Genomic DNA, 12447 nt, shown 5'->3' on the forward strand with positions numbered 1-12447 from the left:
CTCCCCTAGTGCCCGTGTCCGGGCTCGCCGTGCCCCGCGCCGCCGTCGTCGGACGGGGGCGTGGCCGTCGGCCTGGGCGCGTGGTCGCTCACGGTGACCGTGAACTCGGCGGTCCGCACCTCGCCGTCGTGCTGGAAGTCCAGGAACAGGCGGTAGGCGCCCCCGGTCGGGACCTCCACGCCGAACCCGATGTCCGGGCCCGCCTGGGTGCGCCCGTCGCCGGGCGTGCCGTCCGGGTGCACGTGCAGGTACGCCAGGTCCCCGGAGCGCAGCGCGACCAGGTGGCCGTAGGCGCCCAGGTAGGGCTGCAGGTCGGTGACCGGCACGCCGTCCTTGGTCACCGTCGCGGTGACCTCCGACGAGCGGCCCGCGACGAGGTCGCCGGAGAGCTGGACCCGGTAGCCGTCGACCTCGTCGGCCCACGAGTCCTGGTGCTCGACGCGCTGGGCGTCGCCGTCGGCGAAGAGGTCGACGCCGAGCGTGAGCCCCTGGCCGCCGGTCGGCACGAAGTCGGCGAACGCCCGGTACACGCCCGGGTCGTCGACCGTCAGCGGGACCGACCAGACGCCGTCCCCGGACATCTCCGGGTGGACGTGCTGGAACCCGCTGAGGTCGCGGCGCACCACGATCAGGTGCATCCGCTTGTCGTGCGACACGTCGAAGGCGGTGACGGGGTGGCCGTCGGGGCCGGTGACGCGGAAGGAGAAGGGCTGTTGGCGGCCCGCGGTCAGCGTCGTCGAGACAGGGGTGAGGGTGTAACCGCCCTTGGACGACGCGAGCCCGGCGGGCTCATGGGGGGTCGCCGCGACGGTGTCGCTGTGACCGCCCCCGTGCCCGGGGCCCTCGGCCTCGGGCACCCCGGCCGCGCCGGGGAAGGGGCCGACAGCGGAGCCGACGGCCCAGGCGCCCGCGGCGACCAGGACGACGGCCGCACCGTAGGCGGCGAGCTTCCCTGCTGTGTTCATGTCAGTCGCTTCCTACGCGGTCAGCTGGTAGCCCGCCTCCTCGACCGCGGCGCGCACGCGCTCCCGGTCGAGCGGCTGGGCGCTGACGACGGTGACCTTGCCGGTGGGCACGTCGACGTCGATGTTCTGCACACCGTCGATCGTGCCGACCTCCTCACGCACGGAGGCGGCGCAGTGCCCGCAGGTCATCCCGGTCACGGTGTAGGTGGTCTCGGTCATGGCGTTCCCTCTGTCGGTTCTAGGACCGCACGAGCCGTGCGATCGCGGCGCTGGCCTCGGCGACCTTCGCGTCGGCGGTCTCCCCGCCCTCGGCGACGGCCTGGGCCACGCAGTGCTTCAGGTGCTCGTCGATCAGGCCGATCGACACCGCCTGCAGGGCCTTGGTGACCGCGGAGATCTGGGTCAGCACGTCGATGCAGTACTCATCGCTCTCCACCATCCGGTGCAGCCCGCGCACCTGACCCTCGATGCGCTTCAGTCGCTTGAGGTAGGCATCCTTGTCCTGGGCGTAGCCGTTCATGCCGCCCCTCCCTTCGCCGGTCGTCGGTAACCCTGTGGGGGTATGGCTCATTTCTACCCCCAGGGGGTATCCCTGTCAAACCGTGGAGCCGGGTGTCGCGCGTCACGGCAGCATACCCCCTTGCCGTATGCATAACCGCGGTGCTACCTTCGCCGCTGCCCATACCCCCTAGAGGTATAGGCACCGACGTCGCAGTGGAGGCGAGAGATCAGCATGGTCCGCATCCAGCCGCCCGCCGAGCCGCCCGCGCACTCCCGGGACCTGCTCGCCGAGCTGACCGCCCGACGGGGGGCGCCGGGGCCGATGGTCGCCACCATGGCCCACTCCCCCGCGCTCCTGCAGGGCTACCTCGACCTGTCCCGCGCCATCAAGCGGGTGAAGCTGCCACGCGCGCTCAGCGAGAAGATCTCCCTGGCCGTGCAGGAGTGGCTGGGCTGCGCGCTGTGCCTGGCCGCCCACACCGACGCCGCCCGCGCCGCGGGTCTCAGCGAGAGCGACATCGCCCTGGCGCGCGAGGGCGTCTCCACCGACGACCGCGAGACCGCGCTGCTCGACCTCGCCGTCCGCGTCCTGGCCGAGCCCGCGTCGATCACCGACGACGACCTCGCCCGGGTCCGGGCCCACGGCTGGGGCGACCGCGCGATCGCCGATGTCGTCGGCCTGGTGAGCCTCAACCACCTGACGGGCGCGTTCAACCTCGTCGCGGGCCTCGAACCCGACTCGCCCTGATACCCCAAGCGGGTATAGCTTCATCCCCAGACCGAGGAGGCCTGTTTCCCATGTCCACAGAGCACCACCACGAACCGGCCCACGACCAGGGCCGCTCCGACCACGCCGGTCAGCACGGCGCCCATCACCACGGTGACCATCAGAACGGTGGCCGGCACGGGGCCCACCAGCACGGCGGGGCGAGCTGGCGGGTCGCGGCGTCGGCCACGCTGCACTGCCTCACCGGGTGCGCGATCGGCGAGGTCCTGGGCATGGTCATCGGCACCGCGCTGGGCTGGGGGACGATCGCCACGATCGCCCTCGCGGTCGGCCTCGCGTTCCTCTTCGGCTACGCGCTGACCATGTGGGGCGTGCTCAAGGCCGGCGTGAAGTTCAAGCAGGCCGTCAAGATCGCGCTGGCCGCCGACACCGTCTCCATCACCGTCATGGAGATCATCGACAACGGGGTCATGGTGGTCGTCCCCGGCGCCATGGACGCGGGCCTGGCCAGCGCCCTGTTCTGGGGCGCGCTCGCCTTCGCGTTCCTGGTGGCCTTCCTGGTCACCTGGCCGGTCAACAAGTGGCTGATCGGCCGGGGCACCGGCCACGCGGTGGTGCACGCCTACCACCACTGACGGAGGAGCGCCGCCCGCGCGGCGCTCCTCCCGGCGTCAGGAGTTCGCGGTCGCCGAGCTGATGTCGCCCAGGGCGGAGTCCTGGTCGCGCTCCAGGGCGGCGTCGCCGAGGGAGAAGACCCCGACGGGCTTGCCCTTATCGACCACGACGATGCGGCGGACCGCGTTCTCCCGCATGCGGTCCAGCGCGGCGTCGATGTCCTCGTCCGGGCTCGCGGTGACGACCTCGCTCGAGCACACGTCCCGCAGAACGCAGCCTGCGAGGTCGTCCTGCTCGGCCACGGCCCTGACCACGATGTCGCGGTCGGTGACGATGCCCGTCAGCTCCCCGTCGTCGACGACCAGCACGTCACCGATGCCGCGCTCCCGCATCTTCACCGCCGCCTGCCGCACCGCGGTGTCGCCGGGCAGTGCGACGGGGTTGGCCGTCATGACCTCGCGTAGTGCCTGGCCCATGATCCCTCCCGGGGCTCGTCGTCCGGCACACGCTTACCCGGCACGGGTGGGGCGAAACCCGGGTCAGCCGCCGACGTACTCGGCGAGGTGGCGGCCGGTGAGGGTGGACCGGGCGGCGACCAGGTCGGCCGGGGTGCCCTCGAAGACGACCCGGCCGCCGTCGTGGCCCGCGCCGGGACCCAGGTCGATGATCCAGTCCGCGTGCGCCATGACCGCCTGGTGGTGCTCGATGACGATGACCGACTTGCCCGAGTCGACCAGCCGGTCGAGGAGGCCGAGCAGGTGCTCGACGTCGGCGAGGTGCAGGCCTGCGGTCGGCTCGTCGAGGACGTAGACGCCGCCCTTCTCGGCCATGTGCGTGGCCAGCTTGAGCCGCTGCCGCTCGCCGCCGGAGAGCGTGGTCAGCGGCTGGCCGAGGGTGAGGTAGCCGAGGCCGACGGTGGCGAGCCGGTCGAGGACGGCGTGCGCGGCCGGGGTGTGCGCCTCGCCGCCGCCGAAGAACTCCTCGGCCTCAGCGACCGACATGGCCAGCACCTCGCTGATGTCGCGCCCGCCGAGGCGGTACTCCAGCACCGACGCCTGGAACCGCTTGCCCTCGCACTCCTCGCAGGTGGTGGCCACGCCCGCCATGATCGCCAGGTCGGTGTAGACGACGCCCGCGCCGTTGCAGGTGGGGCACGCGCCCTCGGAGTTCGCGCTGAACAGGGCGGGCTTCACGCCGTTGGCCTTGGCGAACGCCTTGCGGATGGGCTCCAGCAGCCCGGTGTAGGTGGCCGGGTTGCTGCGCCGTGAGCCGCGGATGGGCGTCTGGTCGACGGACACCACGCCCACGTCCGCCGGGATGGAGCCGTGGATCAGCGAGCTCTTGCCGGAGCCCGCCACGCCGGTGACCACGCACAGGACGCCCAGCGGGACGTCGACGTCGACATCGCGCAGGTTGTGGCGGTCGGCCCCGCGGATCTCCACCTTGCCGGTCGGCGTGCGCACGCTGGGCTTGAGCGACGCGCGGTCGTCGAGGTGGCGGCCGGTGACCGTGGCGCTGGAGCGCAGTCCGGCGACGGTGCCCTCGTAGCAGACCGCGCCGCCCGCCGTGCCCGCGCCGGGGCCGAGGTCGACCACGTGGTCGGCGATCTCGATCACCTCGGGCTTGTGCTCCACCACGAGCACGGTGTTGCCCTTGTCGCGCAGTTGCAGCAGCAGGTCGTTCATCCGCTGGATGTCGTGCGGGTGCAGGCCGGTGGTGGGCTCGTCGAAGACGTAGGTGACGTCGGTGAGCGGCGAGCCGAGATGGCGGACCATCTTGGTGCGCTGGGCCTCGCCGCCGGAGAGCGTGCCGGAGGGCCGGTCGAGCGAGAGGTAGCCCAGCCCGATCCGCACGAACGAGTCGAGGGTGTGCGCCAGCTTGCCCAGCAGCGGCGCTACCGACGGCTCGTCGAGGCCGCGCACCCACTCGGCCAGGTCGCTGATCTGCATGGCCGAGGCGTCGGCGATGCTGATCCCGGCGATCTTCGACGAGCGGGCCAGCTCGCTCAGCCGGGTGCCGTCGCACTCGGGGCAGGTGGCGAAGGTGACCGCCCGCTCCACGAAGGCGCGGATGTGCGGCTGCATCGCCTCGGGGTCCTTCGCCAGGAACGACTTCTGCACCTTGGGGATCAGGCCCTCGTAGGTGAGGTTGACGCCCTCGACCTTGACCTTGGTCGGCTCCTTGTAGAGGAAGTCGCGCATCTCCTTCTTGGTGAACCGGCGGATCGGCTTGTCCGGGTCGACGAAGCCCGACTCGGCGTAGACCCGCACGGTCCAGAAGCTGTCGGACTTCCAGCCGGGGATGGTGAACGCGCCCTCGGAGATGGACTTGGAGTCGTCGTAGAGCTGGCTGAGGTCGATGTCGGAGACCGAGCCGCGGCCCTCGCAGCGCGGGCACATGCCGCCGGTGACGCTGAAGCTGCGGCGCTCCTTCACCTTCGTGCCCGCGCGCTCGACCGTCACCGCGCCCGCCCCGCTGATCGAGGCGACGTTGAAGGAGAACGCCTGCGGCGAGCCGACGTGCGGCTGGCCGAGCCTGCTGAACAGGATGCGCAGCATCGCGTTGGCGTCGGTGGCGGTGCCGACGGTCGACCTCGGGTCCGAGCCCATCCGCTGCTGGTCGACGATGATGGCGGTGGTCAGCCCGTCGAGGACGTCGACATCCGGCCGGGCCAGCGTCGGCATGAAGCCCTGGACGAAGGCGCTGTAGGTCTCGTTGATCAGCCGCTGCGACTCCGCGGCCACGGTGCCGAACACCAGCGAGCTCTTGCCCGAGCCGGACACCCCGGTGAACACCGTCAGCCTGCGCTTGGGGATCTCGACGCTGACGTCCTTGAGGTTGTTCACCCGCGCGCCCTGCACGCGGATCCAGTCGTGCGCGTCGGCGACGTGCGGCGCGGGCGCCCGGGTGCCCTTCCTCGTGGCCATGGCCGTTCTCCCTCTGCTGGTGCGGCCCCCTCCAGGCGACCGCGTCGCTGCCACCCTAGGTGAGCGCCGAACGGCCGCGCTTCTCGAATCCTGACCGCCGTTCACCTGGTCAGCGTCGATGGACCGACACCGCGTAGTCACCGTCGGTGAAGGGGTCCCGCGACCAGGTGGCGAACCGCTCCGCGAGCGTCAGCCCCGCGGCGGCGCAGTGGGCGTCGTAGTCGGCGAGGGTGTAGGCGCGGTCGAGGGAGAAGCCCGCGATGAGCACCCCGCCGGGAGCCACGTGCCGGGCGGCGCCCGCGACCAGCGCGGGCTCGGTGCCCGGCGGGGTGAACAGGGGGACGTTGCCCGCCATCACCACCACGTCGAACACCCGGCCGAGGTCCAGCCCGGTGAGGTCGCGGCGCAGCCACACCAACTCCGGCGCACGGCGCTCGGCGGCGGCGACCATGGAGGCGTCCGCGTCGACGCCGACGACCTCGATGCCGTGGCGGGCCAGTTCGATGGCGACTCTGCCGGACCCGCAGCCCGCGTCTAGGACGGTGGTGGGGGTGTAGGCGCGGACGAAGGTGGCCTCACCGTGCACGTCCACGCCGTCGGCGGCCAAGCGGTCGAAGCGGCTCTGGTAGTCCTCGCCATTCCACGTCACCGCACTACCGTCGCACATCGGGCGGACCGCAGCGGCGGGGCACACCAGTGATGGGCACGTCGACCACTCTGCCCCCTGCTCCCTCGTCCTGGCCGTCTTTAACCCTGGGAGGGCGGTGTCAAGGGCAGGCGAAGCCTGTCGCGCAGCGACGCCGAAGGCGCCCTTTACTCCGCCCTCCCAGGGTTAAACAATTGAGGCCGAGGGAGCGGATCCCAGGCCCGTCAGCGTCAGTCGAATGCCTCGGCATAGTCGTGAAGGAACTCCGCGACATCGCGCGGCGGGCTGCCGACCACCTTCTCGTAGTCGCCTGTGACGTAGTCGCCCCAGCCCTTGGCGTAGGCCTGCGAGTATTCGATCAGCATGTCGGCGATCCACCACGGCATCCCGTGGCTCAGCAGGGCTTTGCGGTGGTCCTCATCGGATACCGGGTGGTACTCCACTGGCTTGCCCAGGATTTCGGTGAGGAGGCGGGCTATCTCGGTGAAGGAGACCGGGCGGGGGCCGGTGGGGTTGTAGGTCATGCCGTGGTGCTGTGTGGGGGTGTCGGTGAGTATTCGTGCGGCGAAACGGGCGATGTCGCGGACGTCGATCATGCCCAGGCGGGCGGCGGCGGCGTTGGAGGAGAACGTGCCGTGGGCGGCGATGCCGGGCGCGTCGTTCAGGAGGTTCTGCATGAACCAGTGGGGGCGCAGGATGGTCCAGTTCATCCCGCACGCCGCCACCTCGTGGTCGGATAGGGCGTGGAGGCGTCCGCTGCGGGTCGGGGCGTCGTGGGCGGCGCCGACGGCGGAGAGGCGGACCACCCGCTCGACGCCCGCCTGACGGGCGGCCCACAGCGCGTTCGAGCTGTTCTCCGGGGCGCGCGGTCCGTTGGGGACCAGCAGCCACAGGTCGTCGACGCCGTCGAAAGCCTTTGACAGCGAGCGCGGGTCGTCGAGGTCGCCCGTCGCGATCTCGACGCCGGGTGGCAGCGTGGCCCTGGTGGGGTCGCGGACCAGGGCGCGGATGTGGAGGTCGGAGCCCTCCAGTTCGGCGAGCAACGCGGTGGAGACGCTGCCGGTGGCGCCGGTGATCAGCAGGGTTCGGGTCATGGCCGGGTCCTTCCGGTGGGGATTCAGCGGGAGAGCAGCGCGCGGGCCGTCTGCGGGGTGAGCTGCGCGCCGAGGATCGAGAGCATGGCCAGGACGAACCCGGCGGTCTGCAGGGTGGTGAGCGGCTGGTCCAGCACGGCCCAGCCCAGCACGGTCGCCACGACGGGGGACAGCAGGACGAGGAACGACACCGCCGTCACCGGGAGCCTGCCCACGCCCTGGAACCAGAGCACGTACGCGGCCAGCGTGCCCACGACCGCCAGCCACAGGTACCCGCCGACCGCGGCCGCGTCGAACACCGGCAGCGGCCCCTCGACGGCCGCGAACGGCACGAGCAGCAGGCCGCCCGCGGCGAGCTGCCACCCGGTGAACGGCAGCAGGCCCACGCCGTCCGGTTTGCCCCAGCGTTTGGTGAGCACGATGCCCGCGGCCATCGAGGCCGCCGCCGCGCCGCCCGCCACGATGCCGAGCACGTCGAAGCCCGCCTCCGCGCGCAGCACCATCAGGGCGACCCCGGCCACGCCCGCGACGCCCCAGCCGAGCCGCCATCCCGTCGGCCGCTCCCCCAGCAGCGCCAGGGCGAGCCCGGCGACGAGGAGCGGCTGCGTCGCGGTGAGGGTCGCCGCGACCCCGCCGGGCAGCCGGTAGGCGGCGACGAACAGCAGCGCGTTGAACGCGCCGATGTTGAGCGCGCCCAGCACCGCCGCGCGCCACCACCACCCGCCGCGCGGCAGCGTCCTGGTCAGCGCCAGGACCGCGAGCCCGGCCGGGAGCGTGCGCAGCACGGCGGAGAGCAGCGGGCGGTCCGGCGGCAGGAACTCGGTGGTCACCAGGTACGTCGTGCCCCAGCTGATGGGGGCGACGGCGGCCATCGCGGTGAAGGCCGCCGTGCGCGGTGCGGCCCGGGCGGGAGCGTGCGTCATCAAACCTCTCAACATTGAATTGTTTAACATCGAAGACTTTAAGGGTGCTTGTTAGGCTCCGTCAACCGCTTCGGGTCCCGAGGAGGATGCGGATGGGCGACCACGTCGACCGGGTGCTGCGGCAGTGGGCCGCGGAACGTCCCGATCTCGCGGCAGCGCCGATGGGCGTCGTCGGCCGCGTGCAGCGGGCGAGCCGCCTGCTGGAGCGCGGGCTGACCGAGAACTTCGCCCGGCACGGCCTGCAGCTGTGGGAGTTCGACATCCTGGGCACCCTGCGCCGGTCCGGCCCGCCGTACCGGCTCACCGCGGGCGCGCTGTCCGCGAGTTCCATGGTCACCTCGGGCGCGATCACCAACCGCATCGACCGGCTGGTCGCCCGCGGCCTGGTCACCCGCGAGACCGACCCCGGGAACCGCCGCTCGGTGGTCATCACCCTGACCGAGAGCGGCTGGACCGCGGTCGAGGACGTCCTGGAACACCATGTGTCCCATGAGGAACGCGCGCTGTCGTGCCTGAACGCCGACGAACAGCGCGAACTGGCGAGACTGCTGCGCAAGCTGCTGATCGGGCTGGGCGACGTTCCCGGAGGCGACGCGGTGGAGTGAGTTCCGTCCAATCAGGACGCCAGTCGGGACGGGCTACCGCTCGGGCCGCCAGACATAGCGGATGTCGGGCTCCCGCTCCTCGTTGCGGCTGCCGTCCGTGCTGTCCACCGCGACGAAGCCGTGCCGTTCGTAGAAGCGGCGGGCGGGATGGTTGGCCTGGAAGGTCCACAACGCCAAGCCGTCCGGACGCAGGCGTTTGGCCAGGTCCAGGAATCGGTTTCCCAGTCCCCGTCCGCGCCACGACGGGTCCAGGTAGAGCTGGTCCAGTTCCCGGCCGTCAAGCACCAGCAGACCCACCACCGCGCCATCGGCCACCGCGACCCAGCTTTCGCCGCGCGGCACCACGACGTGGGTGAACCACCGGCGCACCGCGTCGTCGTCGTGGGCGCGGCGGACCCCCGGCAGCGCGGCGGTGAAGGAACGCAGCCACACCTCCGCCATCGCCGCCGCGTCGGCGGGGTCAGCTGGCCGGATCATCGCCCAGCGCCACCGACGCGACCTCCGCCCACTCGTACGCGCGGCGGTCGCGGTTCAGGTCGATCAGGGAGACCGCGGCGATCGTGACGGCGGCGGTGTGGTCGCCGTGGTCGGCGAGGGCCTTGGCGATCGGCTCCCTCGGCCCCGCCGAGTTGGAGTACGCCAGGGTGACGTGCGCGCGGAAGCCGTCGGCGGACTCGGGCACCTTGTCCGCTCCCCACACCGCCGCGATCGCGTCGCGCAGGGACCGGCGGACCTCGGTGAGGGGCTGCGCCGGGGAGGCGGGCAACTGGATCGTCTCGGCGTCCACATAGGCCGGACCCAACGTGATCGTGAACGGCGACAGGCGCGCGCAGCGCTCCCGGGCCGCCTCGACGATCCGGTCGAGGTCGCCGCGAGCGACCTCGTCGGTGAAGCCGACGCCCTGGGTCGTGAGGTGCAGCCAGCGCACCGGAACCGGGTCCAGCATCGGCAGCGCCCGCACCAGGGGCGCGTAGTCGGCGACGAGCCGGGCGGCCGCGGGATCGGCGGCGAAGGTGAAGTGCCAGGTGTAGAACGACCGGCCCACCCGCCAGCCGGGCCGCCACCACCAGTGGTCCCGCATGCGCTCATGCTCGGTCACGCGCACCTCTTCCGGTTGGGGGACAACGGGTTCAGGCCGTCAGCTCGGCGATGACCGGGTGCCGGGCGAACTCGGTGATCTCCTCGCGCATCCGCTCGGCGATGGGCTCGCCCGGGAAGGCGGCGGTGGCCGCGCGGACCTCGGCGAGCCGGTGCAGCAGCGGCCGGACCCGGTGCTCGGGCGCGGTGGCCATGACCGGCGCGAGCGCGTCCGCGGCCCCGTCCAGCTCGCCCAGCGCGAGCCGCGCCTTGACCTGCTGCAGGCGGACCATGCGCTCGGAGCCGGGATTGCGCCGTTCGGCGGGCAGGGTGTCGAGCCTGCTCACAGCCCGGTCGGCCTGCTCCGCGGTGACGGCGGGCTCGCCGAGGGACAGCGCGGCGTCGGACCAGAACCCGGCAGCGCGCTCCGGCCCGCAGGTGAACGGGCCAGGCACGTCGTCGTCGCGGACGTCGGCGGTGTCGGCGTTGCGCTGCGCGGTGACGACGGCCTCGCGCGCCTGCTCGTCGCGGCCGAGCCGGGCGAGGTCCAGCGCGTAAGCGCTGGCCAGGAACGTGCGCGCGGTTCCTTGGGCGTGGGCGAGGCCGTCGGCGGCGAACTGGGCGGCGCGGGTGTAGTCGTCCTGCCAGAACGCGGCGGTGTGCTGGGTGGCGCGCACCCACGCGCGGAGCCCGTCGTGGTCGGCGTTCTCCGCGCACGCCCACGCGGTCCTGGCGTGCGTCTCGGCCACCGCCGGTCGGCCGAGGTCGACCGTCATCCAGGCCAGCAGGGTCAGCGACCACCCCGCGGCCGCGTACAGCTCCCGCGCCTGCGCGGGCCGCTGTCTTCCTTCCAGCAAAGCGAAAGCGCGGTCGCGCAGGGCGCGCGTGCGGGCGAACAGCGGCATGGTGGGGACGCTCAGGTACGTGGCGGCGACGCGCCGCACGTCGGCGTGGAGCTGGTCGACGGTCAGGTCCCCGACGTTGGTCGCCTCGATCCTCGCCAGCAGTGCTGCCGACTCGTCGGCGGCGTCCATCACAACCCCCTCCAGGTCGATACCGGCGTGCGGGGATGCGGTCGGCGCCCAGCCGGTGGGGGCGAAGCCGAGCGCCGTGTCGTCCGGCGCGCGGAGGACCTGCCGCAGCGCGGCGCGGTAGTGCGCGGCAGGCCAGCGCACCACGCCGCGTTCCCAGCGGCCGACGGCACGGGCGTCGAGGTCGTAGCGCTTACCCGTGCTCTCCCATAACCACGCGTTGACCGCTTCCGCCAGTTCGGCGCGGCTCATCGGCTCCCCGGGCACGCGCCGCGACGGGGTGCGGTGGCGGGCGGCGCGGAGTCGGCCGTTGGGCTCGGACACGGATCAAGTCTATCCGCGCGGACCCGGGGCGTCATTGATCATGATCTGCCCCGGGCTGCCCACGGTTGCCCCTCGGTCTGCGCTGTACGCGCGGAGCGCGGCCGGGCACCCTGGCGGTATGACCGCGATCTCCATGTCCGGCGTCACCGCCGTTCGCGTGGTCGTGGGGGAAGTGGGGGAAACATGCGTCACCCGGAGACCTCGTGAACTACACAACACCTGAGCAGGTCGACCTTGTCTCCGCGGTCACCAGGCTCGCCGACACACTGGAAGACCTCCTGCCGCTGATGCGCAACTACGCCAACGGGCTGATCGTCGGGTGGGCGACACCGGAGAAGGCCGACGCGCTCGCGGGTGTGCTGGAGCAGACGGCACGCCTGGTCAGGGAACACGCGCCGCACCCGATCATCGAGGGCTGATCGGGCTTTCAGTCCAGGCAGAACTCGTTGCCCTCGGGGTCGGCCATCACGATGAAGCCCGCGCTCATCGGCGGTTCCGGCTCGTGCCGCCGGATCCGGGTCGCGCCCAGGGCGACGAGCCGGTCGCATTCGGCCTCCAGCGCGGCCATCCGCTCATCGCCGCGCGCGCCGGGCGCGGCGCGGACGTCGATGTGGATGCGGTTCTTGGCGACCTTGTCCTCCGGCACCTGCTGGAAGAACAGCCGGGGGCCCTGCCCGTCCGGGTCCTCGATGGCCGACCTGGTGTTGCGCTGGTCCTCGGGAACGCCGACGCGCGCGAGGAAGTCGTCCCACGCGGCCAGCGGGTCGGCGCCCTCGGGCAGTTCGACCCCGGGCGGGCCGGGGTGGACGTACCCCAGCGCGTCGCGCCAGAAGGAGGACAGCGCGCGCGGGTCGTGGGCGTCGAAGGTGATCTGGATCTGTCGGCTCATCGGGTTGCTCCGTGTGGGTGTGCCATGCGGACGGGAATGGTCTGGACGACCGGACCAGGGTTCGGTCTCAGGCGTCCATGTGCTCACCCTGACACCGATAGCGGACAGGTGGTGTCCGCTATT

16 protein-coding genes are annotated in these 12447 nt (G+C 72.2%); 4 read left to right on the forward strand and 12 right to left on the reverse strand.

Annotated elements, in window-relative coordinates; all coding sequences use genetic code 11:
* Nucleotides 1–5: 5 nt before the first annotated feature.
* Genes IEY98_RS15645 through IEY98_RS15655 form a run of 3 tightly spaced genes read right to left on the reverse strand, consistent with a single transcriptional unit; the run spans nt 6 to nt 1485 of the window.
* Nucleotides 6–965 (reverse strand): DUF8832 domain-containing protein, encoded by a 960-nt coding sequence (locus tag IEY98_RS15645; RefSeq protein ID WP_189211155.1) that lies wholly within the window; start codon nt 963–965, stop codon nt 6–8.
* A 12-nt stretch (nt 966–977) separates the two neighbouring features.
* Nucleotides 978–1184 (reverse strand): heavy-metal-associated domain-containing protein, encoded by a 207-nt coding sequence (locus IEY98_RS15650; RefSeq protein WP_189211156.1) that lies wholly within the window; start codon nt 1182–1184, stop codon nt 978–980.
* Nucleotides 1185–1203: 19 nt separating this feature from the next.
* Nucleotides 1204–1485 (reverse strand): metal-sensitive transcriptional regulator, encoded by a 282-nt coding sequence (locus tag IEY98_RS15655; protein WP_189211157.1) that lies wholly within the window; start codon nt 1483–1485, stop codon nt 1204–1206.
* A 213-nt stretch (nt 1486–1698) separates the two neighbouring features.
* On the opposite strand from IEY98_RS15655, the gene IEY98_RS15660 reads away from it, so the two are divergent.
* Together IEY98_RS15660 and IEY98_RS15665 are read left to right on the forward strand one after the other, a co-directional pair.
* A complete protein-coding gene (locus tag IEY98_RS15660) occupies nt 1699–2214 on the forward strand; it encodes a carboxymuconolactone decarboxylase family protein (protein ID WP_189211158.1) in 516 nt (171 codons plus the stop codon).
* Between the two features lie 50 nt (nt 2215–2264).
* Nucleotides 2265–2828 carry a DUF4396 domain-containing protein gene (locus tag IEY98_RS15665; protein WP_189211159.1) on the forward strand — a complete coding sequence of 188 codons (564 nt, stop codon included), beginning with the start codon at nt 2265–2267 and terminating at the stop codon, nt 2826–2828.
* 36 nt (nt 2829–2864) lie between these two features.
* Here IEY98_RS15665 and IEY98_RS15670 read toward each other — a convergent pair whose 3' ends face one another.
* The 5 genes from IEY98_RS15670 to IEY98_RS15690 form a co-directional block, all read right to left on the reverse strand.
* Nucleotides 2865–3284: a CBS domain-containing protein gene (locus IEY98_RS15670; protein ID WP_189211160.1), complete on the reverse strand. Its 420-nt coding sequence runs from the start codon at nt 3282–3284 to the stop codon at nt 2865–2867.
* A 63-nt stretch (nt 3285–3347) separates the two neighbouring features.
* Nucleotides 3348–5735 carry an ATP-binding cassette domain-containing protein gene (locus IEY98_RS15675; protein ID WP_189211161.1) on the reverse strand — a complete coding sequence of 796 codons (2388 nt, stop codon included), beginning with the start codon at nt 5733–5735 and terminating at the stop codon, nt 3348–3350.
* Nucleotides 5736–5844: 109 nt separating this feature from the next.
* A complete protein-coding gene (locus tag IEY98_RS15680) occupies nt 5845–6384 on the reverse strand; it encodes a class I SAM-dependent DNA methyltransferase (RefSeq protein WP_189211162.1) in 540 nt (179 codons plus the stop codon).
* A 227-nt stretch (nt 6385–6611) separates the two neighbouring features.
* The gene (locus IEY98_RS15685) at nt 6612–7475 is read right to left on the reverse strand and encodes an SDR family oxidoreductase (RefSeq protein ID WP_189211163.1); all 864 of its coding nucleotides are present in this window, start codon (nt 7473–7475) and stop codon (nt 6612–6614) included.
* 23 nt (nt 7476–7498) lie between these two features.
* Nucleotides 7499–8398: an EamA family transporter gene (locus IEY98_RS15690; protein ID WP_189211164.1), complete on the reverse strand. Its 900-nt coding sequence runs from the start codon at nt 8396–8398 to the stop codon at nt 7499–7501.
* 92 nt (nt 8399–8490) lie between these two features.
* Here IEY98_RS15690 and IEY98_RS15695 point away from each other — a divergent pair, with 92 nt between their 5' ends.
* Complete coding sequence (locus IEY98_RS15695; RefSeq protein WP_189211165.1) at nt 8491–9003, forward strand: MarR family winged helix-turn-helix transcriptional regulator; 513 nt, start codon at nt 8491–8493, stop codon at nt 9001–9003.
* Between the two features lie 33 nt (nt 9004–9036).
* Here the strand turns inward: IEY98_RS15695 and IEY98_RS15700 are convergent, their stop codons facing one another.
* Genes IEY98_RS15700 through IEY98_RS15710 form a run of 3 tightly spaced genes read right to left on the reverse strand, consistent with a single transcriptional unit; the run spans nt 9037 to nt 11435 of the window.
* A complete protein-coding gene (locus tag IEY98_RS15700) occupies nt 9037–9480 on the reverse strand; it encodes a GNAT family N-acetyltransferase (protein ID WP_189211166.1) in 444 nt (147 codons plus the stop codon).
* Complete coding sequence (locus tag IEY98_RS15705) at nt 9464–10102, reverse strand: 2'-5' RNA ligase family protein (RefSeq protein WP_229786940.1); 639 nt, start codon at nt 10100–10102, stop codon at nt 9464–9466. The genes IEY98_RS15700 and IEY98_RS15705 overlap by 17 nt, the downstream gene beginning before the upstream one ends.
* Nucleotides 10103–10133: 31 nt before the next feature.
* Complete coding sequence (locus IEY98_RS15710) at nt 10134–11435, reverse strand: NsdA family TPR-like regulatory protein (RefSeq protein WP_229786941.1); 1302 nt, start codon at nt 11433–11435, stop codon at nt 10134–10136.
* Nucleotides 11436–11638: 203 nt separating this feature from the next.
* On the opposite strand from IEY98_RS15710, the gene IEY98_RS15715 reads away from it, so the two are divergent.
* Nucleotides 11639–11854, forward strand: coding sequence for a hypothetical protein (locus IEY98_RS15715; RefSeq protein WP_189211167.1), 216 nt, complete (start codon nt 11639–11641; stop codon nt 11852–11854).
* 8 nt (nt 11855–11862) lie between these two features.
* Here the strand turns inward: IEY98_RS15715 and IEY98_RS15720 are convergent, their stop codons facing one another.
* Entirely contained in the window at nt 11863–12324 is a 462-nt protein-coding gene (locus IEY98_RS15720; protein WP_189211168.1) for a VOC family protein, read from the reverse strand.
* Nucleotides 12325–12447: the final 123 nt, after the last annotated feature.

It is taken from the genome of Actinokineospora fastidiosa (genome assembly GCF_014648415.1).
Classification (GTDB): Bacteria; Actinomycetota; Actinomycetes; order Mycobacteriales; family Pseudonocardiaceae; genus Actinokineospora; species Actinokineospora fastidiosa.

Excerpts from the sequence above, each read along its gene's own strand:
- IEY98_RS15685 (WP_189211163.1), bottom strand. The coding sequence starts at position 7,475 with ATGACCCGAACCCTGCTGATCACCGGCGCCACCGGCAGCGTCTCCACC.
- IEY98_RS15690 (WP_189211164.1), bottom strand. The coding sequence starts at position 8,398 with ATGACGCACGCTCCCGCCCGGGCCGCACCGCGCACGGCGGCCTTCACC.
- IEY98_RS15665 (WP_189211159.1), top strand. The coding sequence starts at position 2,265 with ATGTCCACAGAGCACCACCACGAACCGGCCCACGACCAGGGCCGCTCC.
- IEY98_RS15695 (WP_189211165.1), top strand. The coding sequence starts at position 8,491 with ATGGGCGACCACGTCGACCGGGTGCTGCGGCAGTGGGCCGCGGAACGT.
- IEY98_RS15720 (WP_189211168.1), bottom strand. The coding sequence starts at position 12,324 with ATGAGCCGACAGATCCAGATCACCTTCGACGCCCACGACCCGCGCGCG.
- IEY98_RS15670 (WP_189211160.1), bottom strand. The coding sequence starts at position 3,284 with ATGGGCCAGGCACTACGCGAGGTCATGACGGCCAACCCCGTCGCACTG.
- IEY98_RS15700 (WP_189211166.1), bottom strand. The coding sequence starts at position 9,480 with ATGATCCGGCCAGCTGACCCCGCCGACGCGGCGGCGATGGCGGAGGTG.
- IEY98_RS15645 (WP_189211155.1), bottom strand. The coding sequence starts at position 965 with ATGAACACAGCAGGGAAGCTCGCCGCCTACGGTGCGGCCGTCGTCCTG.
- IEY98_RS15675 (WP_189211161.1), bottom strand. The coding sequence starts at position 5,735 with ATGGCCACGAGGAAGGGCACCCGGGCGCCCGCGCCGCACGTCGCCGAC.
- IEY98_RS15660 (WP_189211158.1), top strand. The coding sequence starts at position 1,699 with ATGGTCCGCATCCAGCCGCCCGCCGAGCCGCCCGCGCACTCCCGGGAC.
- IEY98_RS15650 (WP_189211156.1), bottom strand. The coding sequence starts at position 1,184 with ATGACCGAGACCACCTACACCGTGACCGGGATGACCTGCGGGCACTGC.
- IEY98_RS15655 (WP_189211157.1), bottom strand. The coding sequence starts at position 1,485 with ATGAACGGCTACGCCCAGGACAAGGATGCCTACCTCAAGCGACTGAAG.